We start from the raw sequence: 17,732 nt of genomic DNA on the forward strand, positions 1-17,732 counted from the left end.
CCTGCTAACGGGTATCCAAAGGTCCTATCCGTCTCAAGCCGGATAGGGCAACCCATATCTGTCGCGTATCGTTCGCCCCTCATATTGGCGCGGATAGACGTTCCGATCCTGGAGGATCGGGATGACCTTGTCGACGAACTCGATGATGTCGTCCGGCGCCCGAGGGGGTTGCAGCGTGTAGCCGTCCACCGTGCCGTCTTCCCATAGATCGATCATCTCTGCCGCCACGTCTTCAGCCGTACCAAGCAGAAGCCGGTGATGCCCTTCGGAGCGGCGAACCGCCTGACGCGCCGTCAGCTTCTCATGCTGCAACAAGTCAGAGAGCCCAAGCCCCATCCCCACGGCCTGCTGCCTGTTTGGATCGGGCACGAAACGTTCGTAGTCCAGCACGGCATCAGGATCGAAACGGTCACGGTCCAATCCATGCTCGCGCACAAAACGATCCAGCAGGCCATCTTCCGATCCCGTCCCACTGTAAAGCTCGTGCTTGCGCAGCGCCTCCTTGCGGTCCTCACCCAGGATGACGACGAGGCCGGGGACGATGCGAATGCCGGATGGATCCCTGCCGAGCGAGACGGCCCTCTCGCGAACCTTGTTGCCGAAGGCTTTCCCTGCGGGTTTGGAAAGGATGTTGCAGTAGATGATTTCGCCGTGCCGGGCCGCAAGCTCGATGCCGCCGTCCGATGCGCCCGCCTGGGCGATGACGGGATGGCCCTGCGGGCCGCGCGGGACATTGAGGGGGCCGCGCACCTGGAAGATGGCGTCGTCATGATCGATAGCAACGGCGCTCGTGCTGTCCCAGAAGCGATCGGGCGGAACGTCGCCTTCGCGGCGTGGATCCCAACTCGCCCACAGCTTCTTCGCCACGTCGAGAAATTCGGTCGCACGCGCATAGCGCTCGTTGCGTGGCGGCAGCGCCGCGCTGCCGAAGTTGGCGGCGACGTTAGGATTGAACGACGAGACGATATTGACGATCAGGCGCCCGCCCGAAACGATATCGAGCGACTGGGTGCGGCGCGCGAAGTTATAGGGCGAATTGTAGGTAGACGAGACCGTGACGACAAAGCCGATATCGGGCACCTGCGCGGCCAGTGCCGTGCACAGGATCAGAGGATCGATCGTATGGAACGGGCGGCCGAGCGGTTCGGTCATCAGGGCCGGATGGTCTGAAAAGAATACAGCGTCGAACAGCCCCTTGTGGGCGATTTCCGCCAGGCGCCGGTAATAGGCGGGATCGTTGATATCGTGCCGATCGCCGCTGCGGTATTTCCATGCATTCGCGAGGTAGCCAGTGGAATTCAGCCCGACATTAAGGTTCATACGACGTTTTTGAATGCTCATGCGTCAGTCCGTTCTGCCTGTTCTTCTCTTGCGACGCCCACGCCAGCCTGCGGCCCCGGAATCGTGCCGTTGACGGCGAAATCGCCGACGATGCGATCGTGGTAGATGCGCGGATTGTGGGACGCGATGGTGCGAGCGTTGCGCCAGTGGCGGTCAAGACCGTGGCCGCGCTTGGCGGCGGATGCACCCAACGCATCGAACAACACCGTGCTGGCATCAAGGATCAGGGAGGTGACGACGGTCACCGACTGACTGACCTCGAGCTCGGCATTGCGACCGGCCAGCGCGATCTGCTCCTGATCCCCGCCCTGATTGCCCTCGTAGGCACGCTGAAGCGCCCTGGCGGCCTGCAGAACGATCGCACCCGCGCTGTAGGCGGCGCCCCTCACCTTGCCCACCACCTGCTGGACCTGGGCGTCCTGCGCTGATCGGGAGGCGTTGCCACGGCTATAAACCCGCTTTCGGGCAGCCACATGCCGAGCCAGATCGTTTGCTGCGGCGCGGCCTATGCCGGCGAGAGAGGCCAGATGGACCAACTGGAAGAACCCGCCGGAATAGCTGAAGCGCACCGCGCTCGGCTTGATCAGTTCGTCGGCTATCTCGACATCGCGGAAACGGGCGGTGCCGCTCGCCGTGAGCGACTGGCCGAAGCCATCCCAGTCGTCGACGATTTCGACACCCGGAGCCGATGTCGGCACCAGCGCACCGATCAGCTGCCCGTCGCCGTCGATCGCGCCGAGCGTGATCCAGTCCGCGTAAAGCGAGCCGGTGGTGTAGAATTTCTCGCCGTCGAGACGCCAGTTGGCGCCATCGCGGACCAGTCGCGTCGAATAGCTGCCAAGCGGCGTGTCGCCAACTTCGGAAAACCCGCTTCCGACCGTCTCGCCCTGCCCGAGCCTCTTCAGCCAGGCATCGCGCCAGGCGCTGTCGGGCGCGTTCAGCAGATCCTCGGTGAAGCCGAAGTGGCTGCGATAAGCGTTGGTGAGGTTCGGATCGGCCGCGGCAAGCTCGATGATCAGACCGAAAAGCTCCGGCAAGGTTGCGCCCAGGCCTCCCCAGGCGATCGGCAACCGCAGCCGCGAAAAGCCCGATGTCTTCAGCCACTCGTAGGCATCAAAGGGCAATTCATGTGCGAGGTCGCGGTCGACAGCCCGCTCGCCGATGCGGGCGAATACAGGCCTGAAGGTCTGCGCGAGACGCTCGAAGCGCTCGCTCGGCGGTGCGCCCCAGGCCCCATTGATATCAGTCATGATGTTGTTTCCTGTTTGCAGCCGGAATACCGCCGGCTGACGACGGCGGTATCCGAAGCTCGGTTCCCGTTCCGGCCAAGGCGAGCCTCGCCTCAAGCGGCCGCCCGCTCTTCCGCCTCGAAATCGTGAAGCAGGATCGCGATTTCGTACCCACGGCGGGCGAGCCAGTGGGCGACGATGCGGGCGCGTGAACCCAGCAGATCATCGACCAGGACGACGCGGGCGCCACGGACTGCGATCGTCCGATAGGCCACGCCCAGCAACTGGCCGCCCTCCGAGGAGATCGATCCGGCAAGGTTCGTGCGCGCAAACTCCTCCGGGGTACGAACATCGAGCAGGTAGGTGGTGCGCGCCGGATCGGCGTTCCATCGCTCGGCGGTCTGCCGATCGATGAACGTCAGTCCATCGCTTGCAGAAAGGCTATCGCCGCGCTCGCTTGCGAATTGGCGGGCCTCTTCGCTTGGGTCGCCGTAGGATGCCGTGCGCCCGGTCTCCAGTTCGAAACCCGCATCCGTCCAGCCGCGCGTCCCGTCGTCGAGATAGGAGACGGCGTTGGCGACACCGGCATCGATCAGCGTCTGCGCTCCGAGAATGGCGCGCGGCAGGCCGGCGCAGGAAACGACGACCATTGTTTCCGCCGAGGGAACAAGGTCCCTGAACCGCAGCAAAAGTTCCGCTCCCGGCACGCCGACGGCGCCTGGCACATGAGCCTTCTCGTATTCGGCAAGCGTGCGCGTATCCAGCACGATGACATCCGTTCCCTGATCACGGAGCGTCTTCAGTTCCGCAGCGGACGTTACCGGCGTCTGCCTCTCCTCGCGCACCCTGGTGACGAAGGGAACGCCCGGAATATCGAATGTCGGAAGCTCCTTGCCGCCGTCCACCCAGGCGGGAATACCGCCTTTCAGGAAATGGATGTCCGTCCAGCCCGCTTGCCGCAAACGGCTGACCGCCGCTTCGGCGGTACCGTCGCCGCCATCAACCAGAACCGTGCGGACGACCCGACGCGGCACGAAGCGGTCGAGTTCGGCTTCCAGTTGCTCAGTGGGCAGGTTGGTCGCAAACAGCGGCGACGCATAGCCGACGTCCTCGGCCGGGCGGATATCAAGCACCGCCAGTTCCAGCCCATCGCCCAGCCAACCGATCAATGTGGCCTTGTCTATCAGATATTTAGTCATGTTTCCTGCTCCTCGATATCAAGCGTTCGGGTCGAGCCACAGGTCGCCGAAGCTCCAGTTGAGCCCCTGCGATCCCGTGACGTAGTTCTTCACCCGCTTGTTGGCGACGATCTGGGCGCCGGCGGCGACGAGGTCGACGGAGGCCACTTCGTCGTGGATCAGATGCTGGAACTTGCTCCACACCTCCCAACGCTTCTTCTCATCCGGCTCGGTCGCGGCCGCCTCGAGCAGTTCGTCCGCCTTGGCGTTCGAATAGTGGCTGGCATTGGAGAACGGCAGGCCGATCTTGAAGTTCTTGCTCCAATAGGCGCGCTGGATACCGAGCGACGGATCGAAGGTGTTGGAGAGCGACTCCACCACCAGATCGAAGGCGCGGTCTGTGTAGACGGTCTTCAGGAAGGTCGGCAGGTCGTATTTCTTGATCTCGATGCCGACGCCGATCTTCTCCAGCTGGCTCTTGAGCACATCGGCATAGCCTTGCGGCAAGTAGGAATTATAGGTCAGCCTCAGATCGAAGCGCTTGCCATCGGCCTTGCGCGGATAGCCCGCCTCGTCCAGCAGCTTCTCGGCGGCGGCCGTGTCATATGGATGGGCCACGACGCTCTTGTCGTACCATTGCGGCAGGGCGGTGCTCACAGGGCTCGGCGACACCTGCGCGTAGCCATAGAGCGCGACGTCGACGATCTCCTGCAGGTTGATCGCCTGGGCGATGGCGAGCCTGACCTCGCGCTTGGCAAACAGCGGATTGTCGTAGTTGAAGAACAGCTGCTGCTGCGGACCGGAATAGGCATAGGTGGTGGTGTCGACGATGAGGCTCGGGATCTGCTTCAGCCGGTCCAGATCGGCAAGCGGCACCGGATTGTCGCCGATATCGGCTTCGCCCGTTTCAAGCGCCGCAGACCTAGCGGCCGGGTCGGTGACGACGCGCAGGATGATGCGGTCGAGATAGGGCTTTCCAGCATCCCAATAGTCGGGGTTGCGTTCGAAGATCAGATGACTGCCGGCCACCCATTCCGTCAGCTTGAACGGGCCGGTGCCGATCGCGGTCTGCAGCGTCTGCCCGTCGCCTGGCGCCAGCTTCTCGAAGATGTGCTTCGGCACGATCGGCGATTCCGAGCTCGACTGCGCCGCGAGCAGGAAAGGAGCAGGCTTCGACAGGACGATGACCGCCGTGAGCGGATCGGGCGTCTCGACCGCCACGACGTTCTGGTAGGTGATGCGGCCGCGCGGATGCGCTTCCTTCAGCCGGAAGATCGAGAAGGCGACGTCGTCGGAGGTGAAGTCCTTGCCGTCGTGCCACTTCACGCCCTTGCGGAGCTTGAAGGTATAGCGAAGATTGTCGTCTGAAACCGACCATTCCGTTGCCAGCAGCGGCTGCGGCCTGACGTCGAGGTCAAAGGTCAACAGACCCTCGACGATCTTCGGACCGATCGCCTGGCCTGTGCCCGACGAGGTGTTGATGGCGAAGAGCGCGTTGCCGGGATCAACCCGGTAGAGCCAGTTCAAGGTGCCGCCTGTTGCGGGCGCGGCGCTCTGTCCGAAGGCGATCGACGGGAGCAAGGTGCTGGCGCTCGCAAGCAACATCAGCTGGTTAAAACTGCGACGGTTGATGGACACGCGAAGAGCTCCTCTTTGGTTGGGTTTTGGTCCGCTGAGGGGGAGCTTCAGTGCTGCGTCCGGAAAGGCGAAGTCAAAGTTTCTTCTCGCCGAGGAAAGAAAAATTGCGTTCGAAAGGCTGTTCGTAGGCAGCCCGATCCAAAGGAAAAGCTGCTCAATTTTCATGTTTTGACAGGATGAGGTTTCGTCGAAGAACACGCCGGCGAAACACGAAAATCCAACGCCCCGGCGAAAGAATTTCTTTCCGCGAAATCAAACAGATATTTCTGGACTTGAACGGCCGGCCAGCCAACCGTTGACGAGAGATAGCGGGGCATACGCGCCCTTTTACCGTCATTCCCGGGAGGTAAGATGCCGTTCGAAACAGATACCGACGACACACTTCTGGCCAAGGCGAGCGAACTCCGCCAAGCGTTTCATCTCGATGCCATCGAGAGAGACAAACAGGGCGGCAGGCCCGTCGACCAGATCAGGCTCCTGAAGCAAAGCGGGCTGCCTTCGGCACAGATCGCCAGGGAATACGGCGGCCAGGGCGCCTCTTGGCTGACGATCCTGCGCATCGTCAGGGAATTTGCCAACACCGATGGATCGCTCGCCCATCTCTTTGGCTATCACCACCTGCCGCTCAACCTCATCCTGTTTCGCGGCTCGGCCGCGCAGAAGGAGAAGTGGCTGACTGGTTCAGCCGCTGGCAACTGGATCTGGAGCAATTCCGGCAACGCCCTCTCGAAGACATCGAGCGGCGAAAGAACCGCCACGGGCTGGATCATCAACGGCAGCCGCCCCTTCTCCTCCGGCTCGCATGTGGCCGATTACATCCAGATCTCCTGGGAGAACGCCGATGGCGCCCGACTGACCGCCGCCGTCCCCGCCGACCGCGAAGGTATCGTTATCGAAAACGACTGGGACGGCATCGGCCAGCGGCAGACCGGAAGTGGCACAGTGCGCTTCGTCAACCTCGAAATCCATGACGACGAGCTGATCAGCGCGCCCGACGTACCGCTGACGCCGTGGTCTTCGCTCACCTCGCTCCTCCAGCAAAGCGTCCTCCTCAATGTCTTCGTCGGCAGCGCACAGGGCATACTGGAAGAAGGGCGCGACTATACGACAACGAGTTCGCGGCCCTGGATCTATTCCGGCGTCGAGCGGCACATCGACGACCCCTGGATCAAGCGCCAGTATGGCGACCTTTATATCCGGACGCTTGCAGCAGCCGAACTCGCCGACAAGGCGGCCCGCAGCCTCGATGCGGCCTATGCCGAGGGCCCTTCGCTGACCGCCGCCGACCGTGGCGCCGCTGCGATCGATATCGCGACCGCCAACGTCTATGCCGGCGAGGTCGGGCTTGCCGTTTCCAGCGAGGCGTTCGAGGTCATGGGCGCCCGCTCGGCAACCACCGCGAATGGCTTCGACCGTTTCTGGCGCAACGTCAGGACCCACACGCTTCACAATCCCGCCGAGTACAAAAAGCGCACCGTCGGCACATGGCTGCTGACCGGCGAATTCCCCGTGCCGGCCATCTATCGCTGAAAAGGAACCGCAATGGCGAAACGTAAGGACAAGATCAAACTCGGCGCATTCCTGCTCTTTACCGGGCACCACGTCGCCGCTTGGCGTCATCCCAAGGCTTCCGTCGGCACCGAGTTCGAGAACTATGTGGAGTTGGCCAAGCTCGCCGAAGCGGCGAAGTTCGACACGATCTTCTTTGCCGACGGCGTTGCCGCGCGCATCAAGGATGTCGAGGCGGCAAGCCGCAAGGCTCACAGCGGCGTCTATCCGTTTGAGCCGATCACGCTGCTGTCCGCGCTGTCATCCGTCACCCGCAACATCGGGCTGATCGCCACCGCCTCCACCAGCTACTCCGATCCCTACAATCTCGCCCGGCAGTTCGGCTCGCTCGACCGGCTGAGCGGCGGCCGCGCCGGCTGGAATCTTGTGACCTCCTCCGACCCCGACGCCGCCTTCAACTTCGGCCACGAAACACAGATCCTTCATTCCGACCGCTACGAACGGGCGGAGGAATTCGCCAATGTGGTGCTCGGCCTCTGGGACAGCTGGGAGGACGATGCCTTCCCGCGCGACCGCGAAAGCGGCCGCTATTTCGACCCGGCCAAGCTGCATCGTCTCGATCACAACGGCAAGCACTTCAAGGTCCGCGGGCCGCTTAACATTCCGCGCTCGCCGCAGGGCCGTCCGGTTGTCGTCCAGGCGGGTGCCTCCGAGCCCGGCAAGGAACTTGCCGCCCGCACGGCGGAAGCGATCTTCGCCGCCCAGATCACGCTCGAGGAAGCGACCGGCTTCTATGCCGACGTCAAGGGCCGACTTGCCAAATACGGCCGCTCGCATGACGACCTGAAAATCCTGCCCGGCATTTTCCCCATTGTCGCCCGCACGCGATCGGAAGCCGAGGAGAAGTTCCAGTCGCTGCAGGAGCTCATCCAGCCTGAGGTCGGCCTGAACCTGATTTCGCAGCTGTCAGGCGTCGACCTCAGGGACTATCCGCTGGATGGTCCGGTGCCGGAAAATCCGCCCGCGACCAATGCCGGCAAGAGCCGACAGGCGCTGGTTCTGGATCTCGCGCGGCGCGAGAACCTGACCATCCGCCAGCTCTATCTCCGCATCGCCGGCGCGCGCGGCCACTGGCAGGTCGTCGGTACGCCTGATGATATCGCCGATCAGCTTGAGGAGCGCTTCGAGAATTACGGCGCCGACGGCTTCAACATCATGTCGCCGATCATGCCGGGCGGGCTTTCCGATTTCATCGAGCTCGTGGTGCCGGAACTGCGCCGGCGCGGCCTCTTCCGCCACGAATACGAGGGCACGACGCTGCGCGAGAACCTTGGCCTCAAGCGCCCCGAAAACAGTTTCGCCGCCCGTAGCGGCGCCGTCGCGGCCGAGTGAGGGAAAAACATGAGCCGCGACATTCTTTTTCTCATCGCCCCCGGCTTCTCGGATCCGAAGCAGCCCGGCCAGACCTTCGTCTGCCCGCATTGCAACACTATCGAGGGGCTCCTTGCAAGCTTCCCCGAGCTGGCGAGCCGTCTCGACGTCCACCGCGTTCCCTTTCCCCGTCCACGCGCGCGAGTGATCGAGGCGGTGGGCGAGGAGAACCAGTCCCTGCCGGTGCTGGTGCTTGGCTCCAATCCGCCGCCCGACGCCGCGGACTGGAAAGGCAAGCGCTTCGTCTCCAAGACCAGCCGTATCCTCGAGCTTCTTGCCGAGCGACACGGCTTTCCGCAACTGCACGACTGACGGAGGAACGACGATGACCGTAAAGCCCGCAGGCTTCGAACCAGCCGCACTGCCGCCCGTGCTCTTCGATCCGGACCGAACCGATCCCTATCTCGCCAAGGCCGTCGAACTTCGCGACATCTTCGCAACCGATGCCGTCGAGCGCGATCAACAAGGCGGGCGCCCCACCGAGCAGGTGCGGCTGCTCAAGGAAAGCGGCCTCGTCAACCTCGTCATTCCCAAGGAATTCGGCGGCGAGGGACAGCCCTATTCCACGGCGCTGCGGGTCGTGCGCGAACTCGCCAAGGTCGACGGCTCGCTTGGCCATCTCTTCGGCTACCACTTCAGCCCGATCCAGAATGCCCTGACAAACGCCAACGACGAACGTCTGGCAGCGATCCTGCGACGCTCGGCCGAAGGCCGCTGGTTCTGGGGCAACACCACGAACAGCTTCTCCAAGAGCCTCTTCGGCAGGAAGGTCGAAGGCGGCGTTCTTTTGAACGGCTATCGCCCCTTCGCCTCCGGCTCGCATGTCGCCGACTATCTGATGGTCGCGTGGGAGGACGAGGAGACGAATGCCCGCAGCTTCGCCTATATCCCCGCCAGCCGGTCCGGCATCACGATTGCCGACGATTGGGATGGGATCGGCCAGCGGCAGACCGGCAGCGGCCGCGTCTTCTACAAGGATGTCTCGATCACGGATGCCGAAATCCTGCCGGAGCGTCCGAAGGACGCCATATCGCTGCTGGCGCCTCAGCAGCAGCAGAGCGTTCTTCTCAACGTCTTCATCGGCAGCGCCCAGGGCGCCCTCATAGCCGCGCGCGACTACACCATCACGAAGTCCCGCCCCTGGATCTATTCGGGCGTCGAGCGCCACGCCGACGATCCCTGGATCAAGCGGCAATACGGCGAGCTCTGGACCAAGGTACAAGCCGCCACAGCACTAGCCGACCGTGCCTTGACCGCCATCGACGCCGCCTATGCCAGGGGCGCGGCGCTGACGGCGGAAGAACGAGGCGCCACGGCAATCGCGGTCGCCTCGGCCAATGTGCTGGCCGGCAAGGTCGCGTTGGAGGTCACCAGCGAGATATTCGAAGTGATGGGAGCCCGTTCGGCCGTGCGCCCCTATGGCTTCGACCGCTTCTGGCGCAATGTCCGCATCCACACGCTCCACAATCCGGCCGAGTACAAGACCCGCAACGTCGGTTCATGGTTCCTGACCGGCGATTATCCCGAGCCGGGTGTGTTCCAATGAGCCTGGATGGCGACCCTACTCGGCTGCCATCATGTCGACGGCCGGTCGGATGCGGCGTGCGATGATCTCGTCCATCGTCTGCAGCGCGCGCGCCTCGGCAAGCAGCCACTCGCGAAACAGATCGACGCGCATCACCCGCGCCGTATGCGCCGTGGTCGCGAAGAAGTAGGAGGAACTGACCGGCTGCGGCACGCCGAACGGGCTCACCAGCCGTCCCGAGCGAATGTCGGCTTCCGCCAGCCTGATCTTTCCGAGCCCCAACCCCTGCCCCGCCAGCGCGGCATCGAGAACCAGCGACGACTGGTTGAGCCGGAAACCGCCCTGCGACGGGCGATAGGGAAGACCGGCAGCACGCAGCCATCCGCTCCAGTCTGGGCAGGATTGATCACGCTCGGCTCCCTCCTCATGCAGGAGCGGCACATTCTCGATCGCCTCCGGCCTGTCCCATAGCCCATGCGTCTCGGCGAACTCCGGGCTGCAGACCGGCAGCACGGCTTCGGAAAAGAGATGATCGACAATGAGCCCCGGATACGGTCCGCTGCCGTAGCGGATCACGCAATCGGCGTCGCCGGCATCGAGGTTGATCAACTGCGTCGAGGCATCGACCAGCACCTGCAGCCCGGGAGCCGCGCGGCGCAGCGCATCCAGCCGCGGAATCAGCCATTTGCTGGCGAAGGACGGTGCGACGGATATGCGGATCGGCTGCTCATCATCACTCTGGACGAACTGGGCCATGGCGGCGAGAACGGCATCGAAGGCGCCGGTCAATCCGGGCACCAGGGCCAGCCCGGCCGGTGTCAGATGCAACTGGCCCCGCACGCGATTGAAAAGCGGCTGGCCGAGGTAATCCTCCAGCAGGCGAATCTGCTGGCCGACCGCCGCCGAGGTCACATGCAGCTCTTCGGCGGCGCGAACGAAGTTCAGATGTCGTGCGGTCGCGACGAAGGCCCGCAGCGATGTCAGCGGCGGTAGCCGAGCAAGCGTCGGCTGGATTGCTTTTCTGCGGGAGTCGGCGAACGTGCTCATGAACTGATTGCACCACAAACCCGCCTATGAAGACGAGAACCGACTTTGCTTCCGTCCCCGCCGAGGGAACATTTTCTTGCGTCGCGAGCGCCAATCGGAGATGCAAAAACTCATTTTTGAGAATTATCTATATTTTTAGTAGATTAAAGGCATCCGACGACCACGGACGCGAAGTTTTCCTTTCCCGGACAGGGAGAAAAACATTCTTCCGGTTTTGCGCCACGCTGCCCGATGATGCGAGCGACGACGCTTCGATAGAGGCGTCCATCGCAATTCAGGGGGTATTCATGGATATCAGCAGACGCCAACTCAACAAACTTCTCGCCACCACGGGGCTCATTTCGCTCCTGCCGCTCAACGCCTTTGCCGAGACTGCGGCACCGGCAAAGGGCGGCACCTTGAACTTCATTGTCGAGCCGGAGCCGCCGACGATCCTGGCGCTCGCCCATACCGCCGGCGGCACCCAGAAAGTCAGCCCGAAGATCACCGAGGGCCTGCTGACGTATGATTTCGACCTGACGCCGAAGCCGCAGCTCGCCACCGAATGGTCGATCAGCGACGACGGGTTGAACTACACCTTCAAGCTCCGCCCGAACGTGAAGTGGCATGACGGCAAGCCTTTCACGTCGGATGACGTGGCCTACTCCATCGAGCTTCTAAAGCAGGTTCACCCGCGTGGTCGCGGCACCTTCGCCAATGTCACGAAGGTCGAAACGCCGGACCCGCTCACCGCGGTGATCCGGCTTTCCAAGCCGGCTCCCTATCTCCTCAGTGCGCTCTACGGGGCGGAATCGCCGATCGTGCCGAAGCATGTCTATGACGGCGTTGCGATCGCTGATGTGCCGACCAATCCGAACGGCAGCGCCCCGATAGGCACCGGGCCATTCGTCTTCAAGGAGTGGGTGCGTGGATCGCATATCATCCTGGAACGCAACCCTGATTACTGGGACGCCGGCAAACCCTATCTCGACCAGGTCATCGTGCGCTTCGTGCCTGATGGCGCCGCTCGCGCGGCTGGCTTCGAGACCGGCGAATTCGATATCGGCGGCGACAATCCGATCCCGTTGAGCGATCTGGAGCGCGTCAAGGCGCTCCCCAATATCGCTGTCGATTCCCGCGGCTACGAGACCAAGGGCGACCAGACGCAGCTGATCTTCAACCTCGACAATGAGTATCTTAAGAACGTCAGCGTTCGCCGCGCGATTGCCCACGCGATCGACCTCGACGTCATCCTGAACACCGTCTGGTACGGCTATGGCCACGTGTCGCCGACACCGATCAGCACCTTCCTGCCGCGCTATCTCGACACATCGATCAAGCCCTATGCGTTCGACCTGAAAGCGGCCGAACAATTGCTCGACGAAGCAGGCTACAAGCGCGGTACAGACGGCGTGCGCTTCAATCTGCGTCTCACGCACAACTCCTACAATGAAGGTTTCAAGCGGGTCGCCGAATATCTGAAGCAGAACCTGACGCGGATCGGCATCAACGCCACCATCGATTCCTACGACTTCTCTACCTACATCAAGAAGGTCTACACCGACCGTGCCTTCGACGTGACGGCCGAATATCTCGGCAACCAGTTCGATCCGACGCTCGGGGTGCAGCGCATCTACTGGTCGAAGAACTTCAAGCTCGGCCTGCCCTTCTCGAACGCCAGCCACTATGCCAACCCGGAGGTGGACAAGCTGCTCGAAGCCACATCCGTCGAGATCGACGATGCGAAACGCAAGGAGCAGTTCTTCGCCTTCCAGAAGATCATTGCCGATGACGTGCCGGTCGTGAACCTGATCGCGCTCGAAAACGTCACAGTTTTCAACAAGCGGGTCAAGAACCACACGATCGGAGCGGAAGGCGTGCAGTCCAACTTCGCGGATGTCTACATCAAGGATGGCGAAGGCTGAGGTGCGGCGGCGGGACCTGCACAGGAAAGGGGCGCCTCGCGGCGCCCCTTTCTGCATTCAAAGATAAGATCAGGCGACGCGGATCGGCGTGAATTTCGCCAGGATGCGATCGGCAAGCGCAATCGCCTGGGTACGCTGCTCGGTGATCGAGCTCGATTCCCACGCGACGCCGCGCAGCGGATGACCGATGGCGCTGAGGTTACGGTGAACAACCCCTTCCTCGTTGATGAGGTCACCCGCCGGCGTCGCATCGATGCCGTAGCCGGTGCTGTGAGGACGTACCTCGCCGCTGGCGAGCAGGCTCTTCACGAAGGGGTCCGCGATGCGGCGCCAGTCATGCAGCTGATGTCCACGGCAATCGATCACGCCGTCGAATGGCACGGTCTCGATATCAGCTCCCGTCTTCAGCCTGGCGGTGATATCGCCGTCCTCGGCGGCAAATCCGAGGATGCGAGCGCGGCCATGCGTCAGCCGGCCTTCCGCAGTGACGCTCTCGACGATCTCATGGCTCTCCGGCGCCGAGCGATGCGCGGTGACGTCCCAGAAGGCCCTGAGATGCCGGGTGAATCGCAACCGCTCGCGATCGTTGGCGCCCTGCCACAGCGAGAGAATATGCGGCCGGATCGCCAGCGGCAGACCTTGCCAGTCCGCGCCATCAGCCGCAATCGCCCGCCGCTCCGCCTTGACGCGCGACAACAGCTCGCGGGCAGTCGTCGGCAACGGCCCATCGGCCAGAAAGTCGCGTGCCGCCTCGACGGTCCTGCGTCCTTCCACGAACTGACCGCGGCGCGATACCACACGGTAGCGCCCGCGATAGCCCCTCACCTCCATGCTGGCGATGGCATCGACCATCGACAGGCTGGAACCGATCAGCAGGATCTCGTTGCAGTCGATGAGCCGATCGAGCGCGCGCGTGTCCCACGGATTGGCCGCGAAGCGCGGATGGCCGGCAAGTTGGGATTCTGTTGCCGATAGCCGGGGTTGGAAGGCGCCGAGCGCCAGCACGGCCTCGTCCGCCTCGACAACGGCACCGTCGGTGGTGGTGATCCGGATTCTATTCGGCGCGGCGACAAGTGCAGATGCCGACGACCTTACATGCCGCAACGTCGAGCCAAGCCGCGCATTGGCCACCGCCCGCGCGAGTTCGTCGCGCACATAGGTTCCGTAGAGATAGCGCGGCGGGCTACTCGATCCCACCTCTGCCGGCGGCGTCCAGCCATGTGCCGGGCCGTTCTCGACCAGCCAGCGCGGGAGATGACCGGGGGCTTCAGGATGGAGGGAGAATATCTCCGCCGGTCCGTTGACGAGATGAACGGGCTCCGGCGTGCTGTAGGCAATGCCTCGACCGAGCTCCTCGCGCCGCTCGATGATGGTGATCGCCAGCGGCACCTCGGTTCGGTCGAGCAGCTTGAGCGCCGTCACCGCGCCGGCAAAGCCGCCGCCGACGATGGCGACCGAGTGATGCGGAATACGATCGATACGCAATGATCCTCCTTTCCCATCGGGGTCGACGGGGCGTGATATGTCGTGATCTGAAAAAGCGGGCGGATGCCCTTATGCGATAAGCCGGTCACGGTCGCGGCGATGACCTTTCAGCAGTTCAAGCGCGTTTTGGCTGGCAATCAGCTCCGCCTCATGCTCGCTCAGTCCAGCCGCCCTAAAGGCTGCCGCCAGTCCGTCCTGCGTCGGGTCGTGTCCGAGGATCGGCCAGTCACTGCCGGTCAGCACGTGATCAGCGCCAACAAGGCTGGTCACGAAGCGAATGAATCGCGCCTCAGAGGGCATGATGTCGATATAGAGATGACGCCGCTTGCCGGCCGGCGCGTCGACGAAAATGGAAGGCAGCTCGCCAAAGGGGCCGGTCAGCGCCAGCGCCGAGACACCGAGCGCGGTGATGACGACGCGAAGCTCCGGCAATTCCTCGAACACGCCTGATGTCACCAGTGAAATCGCAGCGGCAGCGTTGATCGTGCCTCGGCTCAGGCGGGTGCCGAGCCTACCGAGGCCAGACAGCTGCGTCGAAAGCGGCTCGGGATTGATCGGATGCAGGAAGACGGGAACACCGAGCTCCGCCGCGACCCTGAGCACGGGTCGCGCTTCCGGCGCATCGATCAGTCTATCGCCCTTGGCGCTGTCGAGAAACAGGCCGGACAGGTTGAGCTCGACGATGGCGCGCCGCGCCTCGGCCGCGGCTGCCTCACCGCCGAATGCATCCACGGTCGCCAGGGCAAAGAGGCGATCCGGACGGCGCGCAACCGTGGCGGCGAGATCGTCGTTCAGCCGACGGCTGACCACGCCGAGATCCGCATCGGGCGCCGCGACCATGGAGAGGGCAACGCCAATGACCCGCCGCGATATACCGGCCGCATCGCTGTCGGCGATCAGCGCATCGAGATCGGAGATCTTCGTGCCGATCCGTGCCCATAGCGGATCGAGCGGCCGACCCGGCGCCCGATAGACCTCCCAGCCCTCAGGCAGGAAATGCGTATGGAAATCGACGATATCGAGCTTGCTCATGGTGACTCCGTGACGATCGCTGCGTGGATGGCTTTAGAAGACTTTGCCTTCCTCCAGGTGCGTTGTGGTTCTGTTGATGTAGAAGTCGCCGACCACGCGCGCCTTGTGCAGCAGCGGGTTGTGGTTGAGCACCGTGCGGATGTTACGCCAGTGCCGGTCGAGGTTGAGATGGCGCGAAGTCGCGGAGCCGCCGCCGAGTTCGAAGACGTTGGTCGCGGCCGCCAATGCGATTTGCGAGGCGACGATCTGGGTGCGCGCCGTCGTCAGCGCGCTCTCGATCAGTGCCGCTTCGAGTGCCTGTGGATCGCCCGCGCCGAAAAGCTCTGCCGTTTTGTCCAGCGCGCGGGCGCTTTCGCGGATCAGCGTATCGACGGCAAAGGAGCCGGCAGCGATCTCACCCAAAATCTTCTGCACGAAGGGGTCGACATTGGCGGTTTCGGCGGCGCTGTGGGCGGCCGAGCGTGCCTGCCGGCGGACATAATCGGTGCCTTCGGCCAACGCGCCGCGCACCGCGCCAGCCATCGAGGCCGCGAGGTGGAGCTGCCGCAGCGTTGAGGTGTGGCGCCCGACCAGCGTGTTCAGCCCGCGCGTCGAAATCTCGTGCGGCAGCACCTCAACATCTTCGAGCAGAACGCCACCGCTCGCGGTCAGCCGCTGGCCCATGCCGTCCCAGTCGTCGAGGATAGAGATGCCGGGGCGATCGACCGGGAGCAGGACGCTGACGAACTCGCCGTCATCATTCCTGGCGCTGAAGGAGGCGAAGTCCGAGAAGGCAGTGCCCGTCGCATACCATTTGCGGCCGTTGAGCCGGTAGTGATCACCCGATTTCGTCAACCGCGTCGTCACCTCGCCCGGGCGCTTGGTCCCTTGTTCGGTATGCGCGCCGCCGAAGAGCCTGCCCGACAGAACCCGGCCAAGCTGCGTGCGGTCGATCGCCGTGTTGGGTGTGAGGATGAGGGTTTCGGTGAAGTTGAAATGGCTGCGCAGCGCATGCGCGACATTCGAATCCGCCGCGCCGATCGCCATGATCATCTCGATATAATCGGCAACCGATCCGCCCGGTCCGCCGAGCGCGACGGGAATCCGCAGCGCGCCGAGCCCCGCTTCCTTGAACTGGCGAAAGGCTTCGAAGGGAAGTTCCCGCTCTAGGTCACGCTTGGCCGCTTCCTTCGCGATTTCTGCCGCAAGCGTCGGGATCTTCGCAAGCAGCGTCGAGAGCTCACCGCCTTCTTGCGCGGGCGTTGGGGACAGTGATGTGGGAGCGGTATTCGGCATGCGCGATCCTTCTCGGTCAGAGGTTGGAGGAACCCGCCTCAGCGGCGGGTCCCTGTCTTGTGATCAAGAGGTCATGATCAGGCGACGGCGCGCGCCAGCGGCACAACGTTGTCGGCGCCAGCTGCCGCACTGCGCGGCACGCGACCTTCGACCGGATGGCTCGGATCGTTGAAGCCTGCCGTGGAGGGGTGGCCGGTCGTGACCAGCCGGTCGACCAGCGCCTCGTCCTCGGCGTCGAGCTTGACGTCGAGCGCGCGGATGTAGCTGTCCCAGTGCTCTTCCGTGCGCGGCCCTGTGATGGCGGCCGAGATGAGCTTGTTGTTCAGGACCCAGGCGAGCGCGAACTCGGTCGGAGAGACGCCCTTGCGGGTAGCGTGCGCGGCGATCTCGCTGGCGATGGCGATCGATTCAGGGCGCCATTCGGTTTCCAGAATACGCTTGTCGCCGCGGCCGGCGCGGGTGTCGGCGGCGGGCTCCTTGCCCGGCTCGTACTTGCCCGTCAGAACGCCACGGGCAAGCGGCGAGTAGGAGACGACACCCAAGCCGTAGTGATGGGCGGCCGGCAACTGCTCGGCCTCCGCCGTGCGGTTGACGATGTTGTAGAGCGGCTGGCTTGCTACCGGACGATCGATGCCGAGTTCATCGGCCAACTGTGCGACTTCGGCGATGCGCCAGCCGCGGAAGTTGGAGACGCCGAAGTAGCGGAGCTTGCCGGCGCGGATCAGGTCGGCGATCGCGCGCACCGGCTCTTCCAGCGGCGCGCCGAAGACGGCGCGGTGGAAATAGAGGATGTCGATGTAGTCGGTGTTGAGGCGGCGGAGCGAATTCTCAACGGTCTCGATCACCCATTTGCGCGATTGGCCGCCGAGGTTCGGACCCTTCTTGTGCGAATTGACGAACTTCGTCGCCAGCACCCAGTGATCGCGATGCGCCTTGATGCCCTTGCCGACCACTTCTTCCGACTTGCCGTCGTGATAGACGTCGGCCGTATCGATGAAGTTGATACCCTGCTCGCGCGCCTTGTCGATGATACGGAACGCCACGTCGTCGGGCGTCGGCCCGCCGAACATCATGGTTCCCAAGCTGAGCGGTGACACCTTGAGCGCGCTGCGCCCGAGATAGCGATAATCGACCATAG

The 17,732-nt window shown here is 63.5% G+C and carries 14 protein-coding genes; 5 read left to right on the forward strand and 9 right to left on the reverse strand.

The genetic code is table 11. The features are described from left to right. Nucleotides 1-33 precede the first annotated feature (33 nt). The 4 genes from QTL94_RS17345 to QTL94_RS17360 form a co-directional block, all read right to left on the reverse strand. The gene (locus QTL94_RS17345) at nt 34-1,341 is read right to left on the reverse strand and encodes an NtaA/DmoA family FMN-dependent monooxygenase (RefSeq protein ID WP_289802648.1); all 1,308 of its coding nucleotides are present in this window, start codon (nt 1,339-1,341) and stop codon (nt 34-36) included. Next, nucleotides 1,338-2,591 carry an acyl-CoA dehydrogenase family protein gene (locus QTL94_RS17350; RefSeq protein ID WP_289802649.1) on the reverse strand — a complete coding sequence of 418 codons (1,254 nt, stop codon included), beginning with the start codon at nt 2,589-2,591 and terminating at the stop codon, nt 1,338-1,340. Before QTL94_RS17350 ends, QTL94_RS17345 begins: the two co-directional genes overlap by 4 nt. A gap of 92 nt (nt 2,592-2,683) precedes the next feature. Next, nucleotides 2,684-3,769 carry a rhodanese-like domain-containing protein gene (locus tag QTL94_RS17355; RefSeq protein WP_289802650.1) on the reverse strand — a complete coding sequence of 362 codons (1,086 nt, stop codon included), beginning with the start codon at nt 3,767-3,769 and terminating at the stop codon, nt 2,684-2,686. Between the two features lie 18 nt (nt 3,770-3,787). Continuing rightward, the gene (locus QTL94_RS17360) at nt 3,788-5,386 is read right to left on the reverse strand and encodes an ABC transporter substrate-binding protein (RefSeq protein WP_289802651.1); all 1,599 of its coding nucleotides are present in this window, start codon (nt 5,384-5,386) and stop codon (nt 3,788-3,790) included. Between the two features lie 351 nt (nt 5,387-5,737). On the opposite strand from QTL94_RS17360, the gene QTL94_RS17365 reads away from it, so the two are divergent. Genes QTL94_RS17365 through QTL94_RS17380 form a run of 4 tightly spaced genes read left to right on the forward strand, consistent with a single transcriptional unit; the run spans nt 5,738 to nt 9,872 of the window. Continuing rightward, on the forward strand, nt 5,738-6,916 hold the full coding sequence (locus QTL94_RS17365) for an acyl-CoA dehydrogenase family protein (protein ID WP_289802652.1): 1,179 nt from the start codon (nt 5,738-5,740) through the stop codon (nt 6,914-6,916). Nucleotides 6,917-6,928: 12 nt separating this feature from the next. Then, nucleotides 6,929-8,287: an LLM class flavin-dependent oxidoreductase gene (locus QTL94_RS17370; protein WP_289802653.1), complete on the forward strand. Its 1,359-nt coding sequence runs from the start codon at nt 6,929-6,931 to the stop codon at nt 8,285-8,287. Nucleotides 8,288-8,296: 9 nt separating this feature from the next. Next, a complete protein-coding gene (locus QTL94_RS17375; RefSeq protein ID WP_289802654.1) occupies nt 8,297-8,638 on the forward strand; it encodes a DUF3088 domain-containing protein in 342 nt (113 codons plus the stop codon). A gap of 13 nt (nt 8,639-8,651) precedes the next feature. Further along, nucleotides 8,652-9,872 (forward strand): acyl-CoA dehydrogenase family protein, encoded by a 1,221-nt coding sequence (locus tag QTL94_RS17380; protein WP_289802655.1) that lies wholly within the window; start codon nt 8,652-8,654, stop codon nt 9,870-9,872. A gap of 15 nt (nt 9,873-9,887) precedes the next feature. Here the strand turns inward: QTL94_RS17380 and QTL94_RS17385 are convergent, their stop codons facing one another. After that, nucleotides 9,888-10,898, reverse strand: a complete 1,011-nt coding sequence (locus QTL94_RS17385; protein WP_289802656.1) for a LysR substrate-binding domain-containing protein — start codon at nt 10,896-10,898, stop codon at nt 9,888-9,890. Between the two features lie 287 nt (nt 10,899-11,185). On the opposite strand from QTL94_RS17385, the gene QTL94_RS17390 reads away from it, so the two are divergent. Continuing rightward, on the forward strand, nt 11,186-12,802 hold the full coding sequence (locus QTL94_RS17390; protein ID WP_289802657.1) for an ABC transporter substrate-binding protein: 1,617 nt from the start codon (nt 11,186-11,188) through the stop codon (nt 12,800-12,802). 69 nt (nt 12,803-12,871) lie between these two features. On the opposite strand, the gene QTL94_RS17395 is transcribed toward QTL94_RS17390, so the two are convergent. The 4 genes from QTL94_RS17395 to QTL94_RS17410 form a co-directional block, all read right to left on the reverse strand. Beyond that, nucleotides 12,872-14,287, reverse strand: a complete 1,416-nt coding sequence (locus QTL94_RS17395) for an FAD/NAD(P)-binding protein (RefSeq protein ID WP_289802658.1) — start codon at nt 14,285-14,287, stop codon at nt 12,872-12,874. Nucleotides 14,288-14,356: 69 nt separating this feature from the next. Further along, a complete protein-coding gene (locus QTL94_RS17400) occupies nt 14,357-15,319 on the reverse strand; it encodes an amidohydrolase family protein (protein WP_289802659.1) in 963 nt (320 codons plus the stop codon). Between the two features lie 33 nt (nt 15,320-15,352). After that, a complete protein-coding gene (locus QTL94_RS17405) occupies nt 15,353-16,594 on the reverse strand; it encodes an acyl-CoA dehydrogenase family protein (RefSeq protein WP_289802660.1) in 1,242 nt (413 codons plus the stop codon). 77 nt (nt 16,595-16,671) lie between these two features. Further along, nucleotides 16,672-17,730, reverse strand: a complete 1,059-nt coding sequence (locus tag QTL94_RS17410) for an aldo/keto reductase (protein ID WP_289802661.1) — start codon at nt 17,728-17,730, stop codon at nt 16,672-16,674. Nucleotides 17,731-17,732: the final 2 nt, after the last annotated feature.

Origin of the sequence: Rhizobium sp. S96 (assembly GCF_030382195.1) — a bacterium.
GTDB lineage: Bacteria > Pseudomonadota > Alphaproteobacteria > Rhizobiales > Rhizobiaceae > Rhizobium.

Bases quoted from the DNA above. Each gene is read 5' to 3' on its own strand.
- QTL94_RS17345 (WP_289802648.1), bottom strand. From the start codon at position 1,341: ATGAGCATTCAAAAACGTCGTATGAACCTTAATGTCGGGCTGAATTCC.
- QTL94_RS17350 (WP_289802649.1), bottom strand. From the start codon at position 2,591: ATGACTGATATCAATGGGGCCTGGGGCGCACCGCCGAGCGAGCGCTTC.
- QTL94_RS17355 (WP_289802650.1), bottom strand. From the start codon at position 3,769: ATGACTAAATATCTGATAGACAAGGCCACATTGATCGGTTGGCTGGGC.
- QTL94_RS17365 (WP_289802652.1), top strand. From the start codon at position 5,738: ATGCCGTTCGAAACAGATACCGACGACACACTTCTGGCCAAGGCGAGC.
- QTL94_RS17370 (WP_289802653.1), top strand. From the start codon at position 6,929: ATGGCGAAACGTAAGGACAAGATCAAACTCGGCGCATTCCTGCTCTTT.
- QTL94_RS17375 (WP_289802654.1), top strand. From the start codon at position 8,297: ATGAGCCGCGACATTCTTTTTCTCATCGCCCCCGGCTTCTCGGATCCG.
- QTL94_RS17380 (WP_289802655.1), top strand. From the start codon at position 8,652: ATGACCGTAAAGCCCGCAGGCTTCGAACCAGCCGCACTGCCGCCCGTG.
- QTL94_RS17385 (WP_289802656.1), bottom strand. From the start codon at position 10,898: ATGAGCACGTTCGCCGACTCCCGCAGAAAAGCAATCCAGCCGACGCTT.
- QTL94_RS17390 (WP_289802657.1), top strand. From the start codon at position 11,186: ATGGATATCAGCAGACGCCAACTCAACAAACTTCTCGCCACCACGGGG.
- QTL94_RS17400 (WP_289802659.1), bottom strand. From the start codon at position 15,319: ATGAGCAAGCTCGATATCGTCGATTTCCATACGCATTTCCTGCCTGAG.
- QTL94_RS17405 (WP_289802660.1), bottom strand. From the start codon at position 16,594: ATGCCGAATACCGCTCCCACATCACTGTCCCCAACGCCCGCGCAAGAA.
- QTL94_RS17410 (WP_289802661.1), bottom strand. From the start codon at position 17,730: ATGGTCGATTATCGCTATCTCGGGCGCAGCGCGCTCAAGGTGTCACCG.